Origin of the sequence: Olsenella sp. AGMB03486 (assembly GCF_040884255.1) — a bacterium.
GTDB classification, from domain to species: domain Bacteria; phylum Actinomycetota; class Coriobacteriia; order Coriobacteriales; family Atopobiaceae; genus Olsenella_L; species Olsenella_L kribbiana.
Map to the genome: position 1 here is coordinate 19,161 of NZ_JBEVTM010000007.1, position 16,135 is coordinate 35,295.

13 protein-coding genes are annotated in these 16,135 nt (G+C 61.9%); all 13 read left to right on the forward strand.

Translation table 11 applies throughout. The features are described from left to right. The first annotated feature begins 21 nt into the window (after positions 1-21). Entirely contained in the window at positions 22-1,155 is a 1,134-nt protein-coding gene (locus ABVS03_RS04890) for a DnaJ domain-containing protein (protein WP_330971067.1), read from the forward strand. Between the two features lie 124 nt (positions 1,156-1,279). Continuing rightward, positions 1,280-2,452, forward strand: a complete 1,173-nt coding sequence (gene dnaJ, locus ABVS03_RS04895; RefSeq protein WP_368018258.1) for a molecular chaperone DnaJ — start codon at positions 1,280-1,282, stop codon at positions 2,450-2,452. Further along, a complete protein-coding gene (locus tag ABVS03_RS04900) occupies positions 2,453-3,718 on the forward strand; it encodes a MiaB/RimO family radical SAM methylthiotransferase (RefSeq protein WP_368018259.1) in 1,266 nt (421 codons plus the stop codon). Between the two features lie 67 nt (positions 3,719-3,785). Then, positions 3,786-4,751, forward strand: coding sequence for a PhoH family protein (locus ABVS03_RS04905; RefSeq protein WP_330971064.1), 966 nt, complete (start codon positions 3,786-3,788; stop codon positions 4,749-4,751). Continuing rightward, positions 4,741-5,244, forward strand: a complete 504-nt coding sequence (gene ybeY, locus ABVS03_RS04910; RefSeq protein WP_330971063.1) for an rRNA maturation RNase YbeY — start codon at positions 4,741-4,743, stop codon at positions 5,242-5,244. Before ABVS03_RS04905 ends, ybeY begins: the two co-directional genes overlap by 11 nt. After that, the gene (locus ABVS03_RS04915; RefSeq protein WP_368018260.1) at positions 5,241-5,615 is read left to right on the forward strand and encodes a diacylglycerol kinase family protein; all 375 of its coding nucleotides are present in this window, start codon (positions 5,241-5,243) and stop codon (positions 5,613-5,615) included. Before ybeY ends, ABVS03_RS04915 begins: the two co-directional genes overlap by 4 nt. Before the next feature lie 66 nt (positions 5,616-5,681). Beyond that, on the forward strand, positions 5,682-6,626 hold the full coding sequence (gene era, locus ABVS03_RS04920; RefSeq protein WP_330971162.1) for a GTPase Era: 945 nt from the start codon (positions 5,682-5,684) through the stop codon (positions 6,624-6,626). Positions 6,627-6,628: 2 nt separating this feature from the next. Next, complete coding sequence (recO, locus tag ABVS03_RS04925) at positions 6,629-7,372, forward strand: DNA repair protein RecO (protein ID WP_368018261.1); 744 nt, start codon at positions 6,629-6,631, stop codon at positions 7,370-7,372. Between the two features lie 180 nt (positions 7,373-7,552). Next, a complete protein-coding gene (gene rpsO, locus ABVS03_RS04930; protein ID WP_330971060.1) occupies positions 7,553-7,831 on the forward strand; it encodes a 30S ribosomal protein S15 in 279 nt (92 codons plus the stop codon). Positions 7,832-7,965: 134 nt separating this feature from the next. Then, positions 7,966-10,212, forward strand: a complete 2,247-nt coding sequence (locus ABVS03_RS04935) for a polyribonucleotide nucleotidyltransferase (RefSeq protein ID WP_368018262.1) — start codon at positions 7,966-7,968, stop codon at positions 10,210-10,212. A gap of 263 nt (positions 10,213-10,475) precedes the next feature. Continuing rightward, entirely contained in the window at positions 10,476-12,137 is a 1,662-nt protein-coding gene (locus tag ABVS03_RS04940; protein WP_330971058.1) for a ribonuclease J, read from the forward strand. Between the two features lies 1 nt (position 12,138). After that, on the forward strand, positions 12,139-14,730 hold the full coding sequence (locus ABVS03_RS04945; RefSeq protein WP_368018263.1) for a DNA translocase FtsK 4TM domain-containing protein: 2,592 nt from the start codon (positions 12,139-12,141) through the stop codon (positions 14,728-14,730). A 2-nt stretch (positions 14,731-14,732) separates the two neighbouring features. Continuing rightward, on the forward strand, positions 14,733-16,133 hold the full coding sequence (locus tag ABVS03_RS04950; protein ID WP_368018264.1) for a RodZ domain-containing protein: 1,401 nt from the start codon (positions 14,733-14,735) through the stop codon (positions 16,131-16,133). Positions 16,134-16,135 lie beyond the last annotated feature (2 nt).

Genomic DNA, 16,135 nt, shown 5'->3' on the forward strand with positions numbered 1-16,135 from the left:
TACTGAGCAAGGAGCCTAGCCATGGCATCCATGAACGAAAAGGACTACTACGCAATCCTCGGGGTCTCGAAGGATGCATCGACTGATGAGATCAGGAAGGCGTTCCAGCAGAAGGCGCGCAAGCTCCACCCCGATGTGAACAAGGCACCTGATGCAGAGGAGCGCTTCAAGGAAGTCTCCGAAGCCTACGCCGTGCTCTCCGATCCGGAGAAGCGCAAGCGCTATGACGCGATGCGCTCCGGCTCCATGTTCTCGCAGGGAGCTGCCCCTGGCACACAGGGATATGCCAGCCCCTATGGCACCGACCCCTTCGCCGGCTGGGGCGGCTGGCCTTTTGGCGGCATGAACTATGGCTATTCGGGCAGGCGCACGCAGAGCAAGAGGTCGCGTGCATTCAACCCGCAGGCAGGTGCCGATTTCGTCTACCATATCGAGCTCGACCCCGAGCAGGCAAAGCGCGGCGTCAAGCGTGGCGTGACTTACCAGCACTACACGAGCTGCACGCACTGCCACGGTACCGGCTCCATTGCTGCAGAGCATCCAGAGACTTGCCCGACCTGCCACGGCACAGGACACATCGACCTCGATCTGGGGAGCCTCTTCGGCTTCGGCGTGATGGACATGGTCTGCCCCGAGTGCGAAGGCACGGGCAAGGTCGTGGTCGACCCCTGCCCGGACTGCGGAGGCTCGGGCCGCGTCCTCACGGCATCCGAGCTCGTCGTCGATATCCCGGCAGGATCGCATGACGGGGACGAGGTCCGTATCAAGGGCATGGGCAACGCCGGCACGAATGGCGAGACATCAGGAGACTTCGTCTGCCGCGTCGGCGTGCCAGCAGAGCGCCTGACGCCGCGTCAGGCCATGGGCTTCCAGGTGCTCGGCTTCGATATCCCGTTCCTTGTCTTCGGCGCCCTCATGGACGTGCTTTCCGGCCTCTGGATATTCATTGTCGTGCTTGCTCTCATCGGCTTCATCTTTGCTGCCTCGGGCGGCGTCACGGGCCACGGCAAGACGTGGTGGAAGAATGCGGGATCTGCGATGATGAACGGGGCGGTGCAGGGCCTCTTCATTGCCATCTTCATCACGGCCATGGTCTCGTGCACGGCAAGCCTCGGCGCTTCGGGCTATGGATCGCGCATGGTGCCGCACTACTGATAGAAGCGAATGATAGGTATCCTATCGCGTGCAAGACGCACGGCTTTGGTGGGTACACCTTGCATGGTAGTTACAGAGGGGCGCAAGCGCGCCCCTCGCTTTGTGCTGTGGGAGTATGGTGAGTGTGAGTTCGAACAAGGATTACTACGAGATTCTCGGGGTCGAGCATGATGCTGACGCCCGTACCATCAAGCGTGCATTCCTGAAGAAGGCGCGCGAGCTGCATCCAGACGTGAACAAGGCACCGGATGCCGAAGCACGCTTCAAGGAAGTCAACGAGGCCTACACCATCCTGTCTGACGAGACAAAGCGTGCGAACTATGACCGCTATGGCACGCCTGACGGGCCTTCTGGCTTCGGATCCGACTACGTGGACATGTCGGACATCTTCAATGGCTTCGGCATGGACGATATCTTCAGCTCGTTCTTCGGCGGCCAGGGCCGTGGTGGCCAGGCCCGCCGCGAGCAGCGCTCGCGCGGCCGCGATATGGGCATCACGCTCCATATCACGCTCGAAGAGGCTGCCAAGGGCTGCACGAAGACCATCTCCTACGAGAGACTCGCACCCTGCGACGACTGCAACGGCACCGGCGCTGCCGAAGGCGGCAAGACCACGACCTGCCCGAAGTGCCATGGCACCGGACACGTCACGACCGTGCAGCGCACGATTCTGGGACAGATGCAGTCGACGACGGTCTGCCCTGAGTGCGGCGGCACGGGTCAGGTCATCGACCACCCCTGCGAGACCTGCTCGGGGCAGGGCAGGACGCCTTCGCATGAGAGCGTGAAGATCGAGATTCCGGCAGGCATCCATGCGGGCCAGACCGTGACGATCAAGGACAAGGGCGAGGCAGGACTCCGCGGCGCTCCAGGCGGCAACCTCGTCGTGAGCATCGATATCGAGGACAATGAGCGCTTCCAGCGCCAGGGTGACGACCTCTACTGCACCGAGGACGTCGACGCAATCTCTGCGATGCTCGGCTGCACGATGGAGATCGGCGGCATCCTTCCAGACGAGAAGGTCGAAGTCGAGGTTCCTTCTGGCTGCCAATATGGCCAGCAGATCCGCATCCCGCGCTGTGGCATGCCGCGCCAGGGAAGCCAGGCAAGAGGCTCGCTTGTCGTCGTCGTGCGTGTGACCGTGCCTGACGACCTTACCGAAGATGATGAAGAGGCGCTCAGGGGCATCCTCGAGCGGAGGCAGGCGAAGAGCGCGAAGGCGGATGCCAAGGAGCGGGCGCATGAGAGCCACAAGGCAAAGGAAGGCCACCGCAAGCATCCGTTCGGAAGGCGGTAGATGAGCGAGAAAGCACCGGTGGTAGCCTTCATCAATCTGGGCTGCCGCGTGAACAGGGTCGAGACGGATACGATTGCGCTTGCGCTCGAGGAGGCGGGCTGCCAGATAGGCACGCCTGAAGAGGCCGATGCGGTCGTCGTGAACACCTGTGCCGTCACAGGCGAGGCCGAAGCGAAGACCCGCCATACCCTCCGCCATACCATGAACCTGCCGAACAGGCCCTATGTCGTGGCGACAGGCTGCGCGGCAAGCCTCTTTGCTGACGAGCTCTCAGAGCTCGGCGATACGCTCGAGGTCGTGCCGCTCAAGGCCGAGGTGCCGTCTCATGTTCTTGCAAAGCTTCCGGAGACGGCAACCGATGCGCTGCCCTGCACGGGCGCTGCCCCGACGCCTACCGGAAGGACCCGTCCTGGCATCAAGGTGCAGGATGGCTGCGACAACCGCTGCACGTTCTGCATCGTCTGGAAGGCACGTGGCGCCGGGCGTTCCGTGCCGCTTGGCCAGGTCATCGCAGAGGTCGAGAAGACCCTTGCCATGGGCGCCAAGGAAGTCGTGCTCACGGGCATCAACCTGGGCCAGTACCATGTCGTGGAAGAGGGGACAGAGCTCCGCCTGCCGGAGCTTCTGGAAGCAATCCTCGAGAAGACCGCGGTTGGCAGGATTCGTCTCTCCTCGATCGAGCCGCCTGATGTGGACGAGCGTCTCATCGATGTGATGGCTGCGCATCCTGACCGGATTGCCCCCTTCCTTCATATCTGCCTCCAGTCAGGATCTGACTCCGTGCTTTCCCGGATGGGCAGGAAGTACGATACGGCACTCTATGAGAATGCTGTCAGAGCTGCGAAGGCAAAGATTCCCCATCTGGCGCTGGGCTGCGACCTCATTGTCGGCTTCCCGGGCGAGACGGATGAAGAGTTCGAGGAGTCGCTCGAATTCTGCCGGCGCATGCAGTTCGCCAAGATGCACATCTTCCGCTATTCGAAGCGTCCCGGCACGCCCGCCGCAGAGGCGCCCGACCAGGTCGATCCCCACATCATGGCAGAGCGTGCAAAGCGCATGCATGATCTGGCGGCCCAGATGCGCGCAGCTGAGGCGAAGCGCCTTGTCGGCGAGGAAGAGCTCGTGCTTGTCCAGGCAAAGGGCAGAGGCGTCACAGGCGGCCTCTTCGAGGCAGAGGTCGACCCCGCGCTTCCTGTGGATACGCTCGAGCGCATGAGGATTGCCTCTTCCGATGAGCGGGGACATGTCGTTGCCGAACATCTCTAGGAATATCGCGCTCTTTGCTCTCGGCGAGAGTCGCGCTATCCTTTGAGATGAACCAGCAAGGAGGAGCATGGAGCCCACACACGTCCGTCTGACCATACCTGATTCTGTCGATGCAGCGCTTCTCATGGGGCCTGCCGACAGCCTGCTCAGGCGTATCGAAGCTGCCACTGATGCAATCATCACGGTGCGCGGCAATGTCGTCTCCATCGAAGGCGACCCTGAGGAGATTCACGACCTCACGGCTGTCTTCACACAGCTCATCCAGCTTGCCGAGGCGGGAGAGGTTCCGAACGAGACCGATGTGGACCTGGCGCTTGCGGCGGTGGCAGAGAAGGGCGCGCCGCTCCTGCGCGAGCGCGATGCCATCCTCTTGAGCTGGAAAGGCATCGCCGTCAAGCCGAAGACCGAGGGCCAGAAGCGCTATGTCGAGGCAGCGCGCACGCATGAGATCACGTTTGCAGCGGGGCCTGCTGGCACGGGCAAGACCTATCTCGCGGTAGCGCTGGCAGTGGCTGCACTCAGAAGACATGAGGTGGAGCGCATCGTGCTCACCCGTCCGGTCGTCGAGGCAGGGGAGTCTCTGGGATACCTTCCCGGCACGCTCGAAGAGAAGATCGATCCCTATGTGCGGCCCCTCTACGATGCACTCTTCGACCTCATTGGCCAGGAGACGACGCTCTCGCTTGTCGAGCAGGGGACGATCGAGGTGGCACCGCTCGCCTTCATGCGCGGGCGCACGTTCTCGAATGCCTATGTGATATTGGACGAGGCGCAGAACACGACGCCGGTCCAGATGAAGATGTTCCTGACCCGCCTCGGATTCCATTCGCGCTTCGTCGTCACCGGCGACAGCACCCAGCGCGACCTCAAGGGTCCAAGCGGCATGGAATCGGCCCGCCAGATACTTTCCGGCATACCGGGCATCGCCTTCTGCGATCTTGGCCGTGCCGATGTGGTCAGGCACTCGCTCGTTGCACGCATCATCGAAGCCTATGACAAGGCAGCCAGGAAGGATGGTCCCCATGGAGCATGAGGTTGACATCGATGTGGAGGAAGGCACGACCCCTGCCATCGCGGAAGACGAGATGGAGCGAATCGCTGCGCTCGTGCTCGATGAGGAAGGGGTGACGCGTCCCTGCCTCGTGTCGGTCTCTGTGGTCGACGATGACAGGATGCATGAGCTCAACCTCGAGTGGCGCGGCAAGGACCGTGCGACCGACGTGCTCTCGCTCGAATGCGAGCGTCCAGACGACCCCGATCTGGCTGACGGGGAGCCCTGCGAGCTCGGCGACATCGTGCTTGCCCCTGCCTATATCGAACGCCAGGCAGAAGAGCTCGGCACGACCGCAGCCGATGAGACGCGGCTCCTCTTCGTGCATGGCATGCTCCATCTTCTGGGCTATGACCATATCGCAGACGACGAGGCTGAGGTCATGGAGGCCCGCGAGGACGAGCTTCTCCAGAAGGTCGCGACCGACGAGAACCTGGGCCATGTGATACTTACAAGGCACCGGGAGGATGCATGATCCCCGGACAGAAGGGAAACCATCCGACCTTCCGCCGGAGCTTCCTCTTCGCCATGCAGGGATTCCGCTTCACGCTCAGGACCGAGCGCAACATCAAGGTCATGCTTGCGGCAGGCGCTCTTGTCATCGTCTGCGGCTTCATCGTGGGCCTCGATCCTCTTTCCTGGGCCATCGTGCTTCTGTGCTGTGCCTGCGTGATCTCTGCCGAGCTCATGAATACCGCTATCGAGACAGTTGTCGACCTGGTCTCGCCTGAATACCATCCGCTTGCAGGACACGCGAAGGATATCGCGGCCGCAGCGGTCTATGTGCTCTCCGTGATCGTCGCTATTGCCGGCGCGATCGTATTCCTGAATGCCCTCCTGACCTAGAAGAAGGTGCCCATGAACGAGATGGATGAAGACGGGCTCGACCTCGATGAGGAAGAGCGTGCAATGATGGAGAAGTTCGGGGCCGCAGCAGCTCCGGCGAAAGGCGAGGAGGATTCTGACTTCAGGAGCGGCTTTGTCGCCCTTGTCGGCAGGCCGTCTGTCGGCAAGTCGACGCTTCTCAATGCCTGCATGGGCGAGAAGATCGCTATCACCTCTCCTGTCGCCCAGACGACGAGGAAGCGCATGCGTGCCGTCATCGACCGCCCCGGCTGCCAGCTCGTCGTCGTCGATACCCCGGGCCTCCACAAGCCGAAGGATGCCCTCGGCAAGGAGCTCAACAAGGTCGCCCTGGCAGAGCTTGCCGATGTGGATGTCGTGGCCTTCCTGATCGATGCGACGCGTCCGGTCGGCAGGGGAGACGAGTGGGTCGCAAAGCATGTCGCGGCCTCGAAGGCTCCCTTCAAGCTGCTCGTGATAACAAAGGCAGACAAGGCAGAGCCCGAGACCGTGCAGCAGCAGCTCGAAGCGGCCCGTGCCCTTGCCCCCTTCGACGACGAGCTTGTCGTATCTGCCCGCGAAGGCTTCAATGTCGATTCCTTCATCGATATAGTGAGCGCACACCTGCCATATGGTCCGCGCTGGTTCCCCGAAGGCATGGATACGGACATGACGGACGAAGACCTCGTCGGCGAGTTCATCCGCGAGAAGGTGCTCCTGAACTGCCGCCAGGAGGTGCCGCACTCGGTGGCTGTGAAGGTCGAAGACATCTCATGGCCGAAGCGCGACCAGCTCTCCGTCACGGCGACGATCCTCGTCGAACGCGAGGGACAGAAGGCCATCCTTATCGGGCGCCGCGGCTCCATGATCAAGAAGATCGGCACGGCAGCCCGCAAGGACATCGAGCGCCTCTTCGGCGCTAAGGCCTATCTCGATCTCAAGGTCCGCGTCCAGCCCGAGTGGCGCCGCGATGCGAACGAGATCCGCGAGCTCGGACTCGAGGCGGACGAGTAGCAGTGCGCCGCACGCTCCACACGAAGGCAATCGTGCTCGATACGGTAAAGCTCAAGGAGCAGGACCTCATCCTCACGATGATCGGGGAGGATGGCCAGAAGAGGCGGGCGGTCGCGAAGGGTGCCAGAAAGCCCGGCGGCCGCTTTGCATCGCGCTGCGACATCCTCTGCGAGTCGGACCTTCTGCTCTCTGCCGGAAGAGGACCTCTTCCAATCGTCTCGGAAGCCTCGCTGGTCAGTGCCCATGCACCGCTCAGGGAAGATCTCGACAGCCTGAGCGCCGCATCGGCGGCAGCGGAGCTTGCCGAGAAGAGCTCCTACGAGGACATGCCGGACCCCTTCCTCTTCAAGATCCTGTCGGCCCTGCTTTCCTCGCTCGAAGGAGCGGATGAACCGCACCAGATAGTGCTGGTCTCTGCCTATGCCTTCAAGGTGCTTGCACATGAAGGGTGGAAGCCGGAGCTTGAGTCCTGCATCGCCTGCGGAGAACCGCATCCGACGCTCTTCTCTGCGGCTGCAGGAGGTGCGCTCTGTGCATCCTGTGCCCGCGAGGTTGCTGGGGCGCATGAGCTCACAGAGAACGATTTCGCCTGGATGCGGGCGCTTCTGGCGGCGACCTTCAAGGAGCTGAAGGACGCTCCAATCGATGCAGCGACCGCCCGCCTTCTTCTGATGCTTGCCCATGAATGGGGGCAGACCCATCTCGACTGCCGCCTCAAGGCATGGGAGTTCTGGCGCGGGCTCTAGGACGTGCGGCGTCTGCTTGTGCGGAGCCTGTGAGTTCGCATGCGGCTCGAGGTTCTTGGACGCTCACGCCTTTCCCTGTGGTAAAGTACTTCTCGTTGTACGTACCCTGTACCTGGTCGCACGTTCATGCCAGACGGCGAACCCAGTTCAGGGCGAATCTCATGAAAGGTGGTTCCACACATGGCAGTTACCAAGGAGCGCAAGGCCGAGCTCATGGCTCAGTACGGCAAGAACGAGAAGGACTCCGGCTCCGCCGCCGTCCAGGTCGCTCTCCTCACCGAGCGTATCAAGGGCCTGACCGAGCACATGAAGTCCCATCAGAAGGACTTCCACACCCGCCGCGGCCTGCTGATGCTCGTCGGCAAGCGTCGTCGCCTGCTTGGCTACATCAAGGCACAGGACATCGAAGAGTACCGTAGCCTCATCAAGAGCCTGGGCATCCGCGACAACATCCAGTAAGTGGGTCATTGGAAGAGGGCGCCATCGAGGCGTCCTCTTCTTTCATATGCATCCCCGAGAAGCGGGGATGCCGCATGCAGAGATGCATGCAAGACGGCCCGTCTGCAATGGGGCAGACGGAGATAAGGGGAAAAATGAAAGTAACCCATGAATTCGACCTGTACGGCAAGCACTACACGCTCGAGACAGGCGAGCTCGCGAAGCAGGCTACCGGTTCCTGCCTCGTGAAGGCTGGGGATTCCACCGTCCTTCTGACGGCGGTCGTCTCCAAGGAGCGCAAGGACTACGACTTCTTCCCGCTGACGGTCGATTTCATTGAGAAGATGTACGCCGTGGGCCGCATCCCGGGCGGCTACCTCAAGCGCGAGGCGCGTCCGAGCGAGAAGGCAACCCTCACAGCCCGCATGATCGACCGTCCGCTGCGCCCGTCCTTCCCGGATGGCTTCAGGAACGAGGTCCAGATCGTCGCGACGACGCTCGTCGCAGACCAGATCAACCCGGTCGACACCATCTGCGTCATGGCAGCATCTGCTGCCCTCACCGTCGGCGGCGTGCCGTTTGAGGGTCCGCTTGCCTGCGTGAGGATCGGCCGCAACACCGAGACGGGCGAGTGGCTCGTGAACCCGACGTACGAGGAGCGCAAGACGAGCGACCTCGACCTCGAGCTTGGCGGTTCCGCCACGTTCATCTCCATGCTCGAGGCTGGCGCCCAGGAGATCTCCGAGGACGACATGCTCGCAGCCATGGCATTCGGCCAGGAGGCCATCGCTGCCTTCTGTGAGCAGGAGAAGATCTTCTTCCAGAAGGTCCAGGAGGCCAACGGCCCGTTCCCGAAGCATGACTACATCCTCGACGAGCCCATCCCTGAGGTGCACGACCGCATCTTCGCGCACTACGACGAGATGAGCGCAGCCCTCAAGGATCCGGACAAGCTCTCCCGCATCGACAAGGTCGAGGACCTCAAGGCCAAGATCACGGCAGAGTTCACCGACGAGGAGCAGGAGACCTGGAGCCGTGCCATTCCGGTCGAGCTCAAGAGCCTCGAGAAGCATGCAATGCGCCGCATGGTCGTCGAGACCGGCGAGCGTGTTGATGGCCGCAAGGCCACCGAGGTCAGGCCGCTCATGGTGAAGCCGGACTATCTGCCGCGCGTCCATGGCTCCGGCCTCTTCCAGCGTGGACAGACCCAGGTTCTCTCGGTCTGCACGCTTGGCATGCTCAACGAGTGGCAGCGCCTTGACACGATCGAGCCGGTCGAGGGCAAGCGCTACATCCACCACTACAACTTCCCGCCGTTCTGCACGGGCGAGACGGGCCGCATGGGCAGCCCGAAGCGCCGCGAGATCGGCCATGGCAACCTTGCCGAGCGCGCCCTTCTGCCGGTGATCCCCTCCGAGGAGGAGTTCCCGTACACGATCCGCGTCGTCTCAGAGGTCATGGAGTCCAATGGCTCCTCGTCGATGGCATCGACGTGCGGTTCCACCCTTGCCCTCATGGATGCAGGCGTCCCCATCAAGCGTCCGGTCTCCGGCGTTGCCATGGGCCTCATCCAGGAGGAAGGCAAGACCGTCGTCCTGACCGACATCCAGGGCCTCGAGGACTTCCTCGGCGACATGGACTTCAAGGTCACGGGCACGACCAAGGGCATCACGGCCATGCAGATGGACAACAAGGCTACGGGACTCACGCCTGAGATCCTGCGCGCTGCACTCATGCAGGCACACGAGGGCCGCATGTTCATCCTCGATGCGATGCTCGATGCCATCCCTGCACCGCGCGAGCACACGAAGCCGACGGCTCCGCAGATCATCAGCCTCCACATTCCGACCGACAAGATCCGCGATGTCATCGGCTCTGGCGGCAAGGTCATCCGTGGCATCCAGGAGGAGACGGGAGCCACCGTCGACGTCCAGGAGGACGGCACTGTCTTCATCTCCGGCATCAATGGTGCAGGAGATGCAGCAGCCGAGCGCATCAAGGCTATCGTGAAGGTCCCCGAGGTCGGCGAGGAGTACACCGGCCGTGTCGTCGGCATCCAGCCGTTCGGCGCCTTCGTCGAGCTCCTTCCGGGCAAGGACGGCCTGCTCCATATCTCCCGTGTCGCAAAGGGCCGTGTCGACAAGGTCGAGGATGTCCTGAACATCGGCGACGAGGTCAAGGTCAAGGTCCTCGAGGTCGACGAGAAGGGCAAGATCAGCCTCGATCGCCTTGACAAGCCTGAGGCACCTCAAGGCTCCGGCAAGAGCCGCGAGAACGGCGAGCGCGACGAGCACAGGACGCGCCACACGCGCCGTCCGGGCGACAATGGCGGCCGCAGGGCACAGTCCAATGAGGGCGATGCTCCCCGTGGACGCCAGCCCCGTCGCCACCACGACGCATAAGGCCTGAAGCAAGCCAGAATCATAGTTCCATCCAGCATGGGCGGGAGCTCTTCGGGGTTCCCGCCTTTGTTCTCAAGAATAATCATGGCGCTTTGCTGGTAGCGTCGTTTGGCGCTGCCTGCTCGGGTACTATCATAGAAAGCCTTGTGCCGGCCCTTTGGCCGCACGCTATCAGCATGGGAATGCAGCCTGGCAGAATCGACGCAGCTGGCTGCATGAAATGATCTGCATCACATCGCTACATGGAAGGAGCAGGCAGATATATGGCAAGAACTGAATCCATACCTCTCAAAGTCATTCCTCTCGGAGGCCTCGATGGCATCGGAAAGAACATGACGGCATTCGAATACGGCGACGATATGATCCTCGTCGATGCCGGCATCATGTTCCCGGATGACGATATGCCGGGCGTCGACCTCGTGCTTCCCGACTATACCTATGTCCTCGAGAACGAGGACAAGCTCCGTGGCATCATCGTGACCCACGGCCATGAGGACCACACCGGCGCGCTTCCGTACCTCATCATGGACCTCACGCACCGTGTGCCCATCTTCTCGAGCAAGCTCACCCTGAAGCTCATCGAGGGCAAGCTCGAGGAGCATCGTCTCAAGAACCCGGACTTCCGCGAGGTGACCGATGGCACGAAGATCGAGCTCGGCGCCTTCACGGTAAGCTTCTTCTCGATGACGCACTCGATTCCGGCATCTCTCGGCGTCTACATCAAGACGCCTGCCGGCACCGTCATGCACACGGGCGACTTCAAGCTCGATCAGACGCCGATCGACGGCGTGCGTCCCGACTACGCCGCCATCAACCGCTTCGCCTCCATGGGCGTAGACCTTCTGCTCTCCGATTCGACGAATGCGACAAGGCCCGGCTTCACGCCCTCTGAAGCAGCCGTCGGCCCCGCTCTTCGCCACATCATCAAGAATGCGCCGGGCCGCGTCTTTGTCGCCTCGTTCTCGAGCCACATCCACCGTCTCCAGCAGATCTGCGACGCTGCGACGGCTGTCGGCCGCAAGGTCGTCGTGACCGGCAGGTCCATGGTGACGAACACGGCCATCGCACGCGAGCTTGGCTACCTCAGGATTGCCGACGAGAATATCATCGATGCCTACGACGTCGAGAACATCCCTGACGACAAAATCGTCGTCATGTGCACAGGCTCCCAGGGCGAGCCGCTCTCGGCACTCTCGAGGATGGCAAACGGCGAGCACAAGTCGCTCTCGATCCACAAGGGCGATACCGTCATCATCTCTGCAACGCCGGTCCCTGGCAACGAGAAGAGCGTCCAGGGCGTCATCAACTCGCTCTCGAAGCTCGGCTGCTACATCTACGACAAGAGCAACACGCTCGTGCATGTCTCCGGCCATGGCTCCCAGGAGGAGCTCAAGCTCATGCTCGCTATGGTGCACCCGAAGTACTTCATGCCGGTGCACGGCGAGGCAGTGCACCTGAGGGCACACGCTCAGCTTGCCCGCGACATGGGCATGGACGACGACCACATCTTCGTCGTCGACAACGGCGATACGCTCGAGATGCGCCGCCACAAGGTCCGCCGTGGCCCTTCGGTCGATTCCGGTGTCGTCTACGTCGACGGCGGCTCTGTGTCCGATGCCGATCCTGTCGTGCTGCGCGACCGCAAGCGCCTGGCAACTGATGGCATCGTCACCTGCGTCGTCACGATCTCGAGCCGCACGCACAAGGTCGCCGATATCGAGCTTTCGAGCCGTGGCTTCTCTTCGGCAAACGATGTGGAGCTCTCCGATGGCGCGGTCGATTCCGTACGCACGGCAGTCATGAAGATTGCCGATACGGCAACGGTCGATGCCATGCGCAAGGCGGCAAGGAACGGCCTTTCGAACTATCTCTGGAACAAGACGCACACGCGGCCGATGGTGATTCCGGTCGTGCTGGAGGTGTAGGTTGGCAGCAAAGAGCAAGACAGCAGCACAGAAGAATATTGCCAGGGCCCAGAAGCCGCAGGTGCAGCATAGTGCAGCGCCTGTGATAGAGCCCTCTGTCAAGCAGGACATCCTCGCCGTGCTGCTGATCGTGCTTGCCGTCGCGATGGTCGTAGCGCTCGTCACGCCGACCTCTGCCGTCGTGACGACGCTTCTCGGACGTGCGCTGTCGCTGCTCTTCGGCGTTGGCGCCATACTCTGTCCGCTCGCCATTGCGCTTTTTGCTGCGACGCATTTCATGGACCGCTCGATCCTGGGCTCGAAGCGCGTGGCAGTGGGCCTTGGCCTCATCGTGCTTGCCGTCCTCGCCCTGATCTCCGTGAATGCCGGCGTTCCTGAATCAGCACCTCAGCAGGTGCTCGACCCTGCCTATATGGAGAGGGCAGGAGGCCTTCTCGGCGGAGCGCTTGCCTGGGTGCTCCTCGTCCTTGTCGGACGCATCGTTTCCAATGTCGTGCTCGTGGGCCTCATTGTCACGGGCGCCCTTGTCTGCGGCCTTTCGCTCACGAAGCTGAAGTCCGAGATGCAGGAGAAGATGTCCGCCCTGAAGCAGAGCCGCGAAATGTCCCGTGCCCAGAAGGCGGAGGCTGCTCCGGCATCTGTTGCAGATCTCGACGAGCTCTTTGCCGATGCACAGGATCCTGATGGCACCGCGCCGACGACGCTCTTCGATCCTTTGGGTGACGGCAAGACGACCTATATCGGCGACCGCAAGACGACCGTGCTCAAGAGGAACCGCAATAAGGCTCCGGTGGAGACCGAGAAGCCTGTCGATGCAGAAGAGAATGCAGACAGCAAGACGGAGAAGGCACAGAAGAGGCGCCATCCGCGTCTTTCGCTCAAGCATGTGCAGCCCGCTGCCGATATCGAGGATTCCTCCGATGCAGCAAACGAGACGCCCGATGAGGATGAGCCTGCAGCGCAGGCAGCAGCCCCTGCACCTGCAGCAGCACCTGCGCATGAGGCAGTGCCTGACTTCCTGAAGGAGGCAGCGGCGCGTGCCGAGGGCAAGAAGACGCAGATCCAGAAGAAGGATGCGTCAGCTCCCGCCCAGACTGCGGCAGCTTCCTCAGCCGAGCCCGGAGAGCTTCCGCCGCTTTCCCTTCTTGAATCGAATCCTGATTCTGCCCAGTCCATGAGCTCGCAGGAAGAGCTCAGGTCCACGGCAGAGAAGCTCCAGAGCACGCTTGAGGAGTTCGGCCTCACGGCCAAGGTCACGGGGTGGGTCTCTGGCCCTATCGTCACGACGTTCCAGATCTCCATGGGCGAGGGCGAGCGTGTGAGCCGCATCACGAACCTCGAAGACGATATCGCGCTCTCGCTTGCCGCTACCTCGGTCCGCATCTTCGCTCCGATTCCCGGCACCTCGCTTGTCGGCATCGAGATTCCGAACCATGAGAGGCAGAGCGTGTGCCTGGGCGATGTCCTGCCGTATGCAAAGAGCAAGAGCCCGCTCGAGGTCGCCTTCGGCCGCGATACGGAAGGAAAGCCGATCACGGTCGATATTGCAAAGCTTCCGCACCTGCTTGTTGCTGGTACGACCGGCTCGGGCAAGTCGGTCCTTCTGAACACGATCATCGTCTCGATGCTCATGAGGGCGACGCCCCAGCAGGTCCGCATGATCATGATCGACCCGAAACGCGTCGAGTTCACGGGCTACAATGGCCTGCCACATCTCTATGTTCCGGTCGTGACCGATCCGCACCAGGCTGCAGGAGCGCTCCAGTGGGGCGTCTCCGAGATGGAGCGCAGACTCAAGGTCTTCGAGCACTACAAGGTCCGCGACATCAAGACATTCAATGCGAATATCGACGGCGACAAGTGGGCTGACATGGAGCATCCGCCCGAGCACATGCCGTACTTCGTGATCGTGATCGACGAGCTCTCTGACCTCATGATGGTCGCCCGCAAGGATGTCGAAGCCTCGATTGTCCGTATCGCTCAGCTCGGCCGCGCTGCGGGCATCCATCTGATTGTCGCAACGCAGAGGCCTTCGGCCGATGTCGTGACAGGCCTCATCAAGGCGAACATCGACAACCGCGTCGCGCTCTCTGTCGACTCGTCCGTGAACTCCCGCATCATCCTCGATGCGACGGGAGCAGAGCGCCTGCTCGGCTCCGGCGACATGCTCTACCGTCTCCGCGGCAGGAAGCCGAAGCGTGCGCTTGGCTGCTATGTTTCGGACGATGAGATTGAATCCGTCGTCGCCTTCGTGAAGGACCACTTCGAGAGCGACATGCACGACGAGATTCTTTCCGCTGTCGCTCCGGGAGCTCTTCCTGGAGAGTCGAGCGGCTCGCAGGGGCCTGAGGACGACGACCCGCTCGTCTGGGAGGCAGCGCAGATTGTCGTGGATTCGCAGCTCGGCTCCACATCTGGCCTCCAGCGCCGTCTCAAGGTCGGCTATGCCCGTGCCGGAAGGATCATGGACATGCTCGAGGCAAAGGGCATCGTCGGGCCGCCTGATGGCTCGAAGCCGCGCGAAGTCCTGCTCGACGAGGCAGGCCTCGAAGAGCTCAGGATAGCTGAGGAAAAGTACCGGGAGGTCGTATAGCAATGGCAGCACGCTATAGCGCTATACTTCTTGAACGCCGCAGGCAGCTGGGCATCACGCTCGGCAAGGCAGCCCGCGACCTGCGCATGAAGGAGCAGATACTCCAGGCATTCGAGGAAGGCGATTTTGCGTCCATTCCGAGCAATGGCTATACGCAGGGGATGCTTGCCTCCTATGCGCGCTATCTTGGACTTGATGATTCTGCAGTCGTACGTCAATTCAATGAGGACCTATACGTGTACGAGCACGGAAACAATGAAAGGCGAAGACGCTCCCGCGAGCAGGTGCGCTCAAGCTATTCGGACCGCAGCAGCCGTGAGCGCTCGGGTGCCGCTGCGAGGAGCAGGAGCGCTGCTCCGCAGGGAGGATATGGACGTCCATCGCAGGGACAGCCCTATTCGCAGCGTGTGCCGCAGCAGGGCTATCCTTCGCAGCAGCGAAATCCCTACATCGATGAGACAGAGCGCTTCGGGAGGCAGGGCCAGCGCATAGAGACGCGCCCTGTCGAGCGGGGCTACACCGACGATATGAAGTACGGACAGACGACCTCTCCCTATGAGGCAGCAAACTCTGTCCGTGGCCGCGTGTCGTCGAGGAACATCGCGAACGTCCAGCGTCCGAATGTGGACAGGAGGCGTCCGCAGCCTGGACGCCATCCCCAGCGTCCGAAGTCGTTCCTCTCGAACGAGAACATGGTGATCGGCCTTGGCATACTCGTCGCAATCCTTCTGACGATCATCATCGTGATGTCGGTGAGCTCCTGCGTGAATATGGCAGCAGGGGAGAGCAGCTCGGCAGCAAGCTCCTCGGTACCGGTTTCCACAGCTGACACTACGAGCTCGCAGAGCTCGACCACATCGAGCTCTGATGCTTCCGGGACGAAGAGCTCCTCTTCGAATACCTCTGCCCAGACGACGAGCACGAAGTCTGGCGGCACGTCTTCGAGCACCACGACGACGCCGGAGAAGACGGAAGTCGTCGTGACGGTCGCCGACAGCAGCGTCTCCTGGGTGGAGATCGTCGTCGACGGCAAGAGCGTCGTCGCCGAGTCCGTGACGGGTCCCTGGACGCAGACCTACGAGCCGAAGCAGTCGATGAGCATCCAGGTCGGAGATACGTCTGCAGTGACGGTCACGAAGAACGGCGAGAACCAGAGCTTCGATGCGAAGACTTCGGGTCTTGGTACCATAACGATCAAGGTGCCGCAGACGCAGACGACCACGACCGATGCGAGCAAGGATTCGAAGGGTACGGATTCCTCGAGCACATCGACCGACTCCACGCAGTCCGGCACGTCCAGCTCGACGAACGGCACGACCAGCACGGGCAGCACGTCTGCCACTACGAACGGCGCTTCGGCTACGAGCACGAAGAGCGCCTCCACCACGACCAGCAAGGCTTAAGG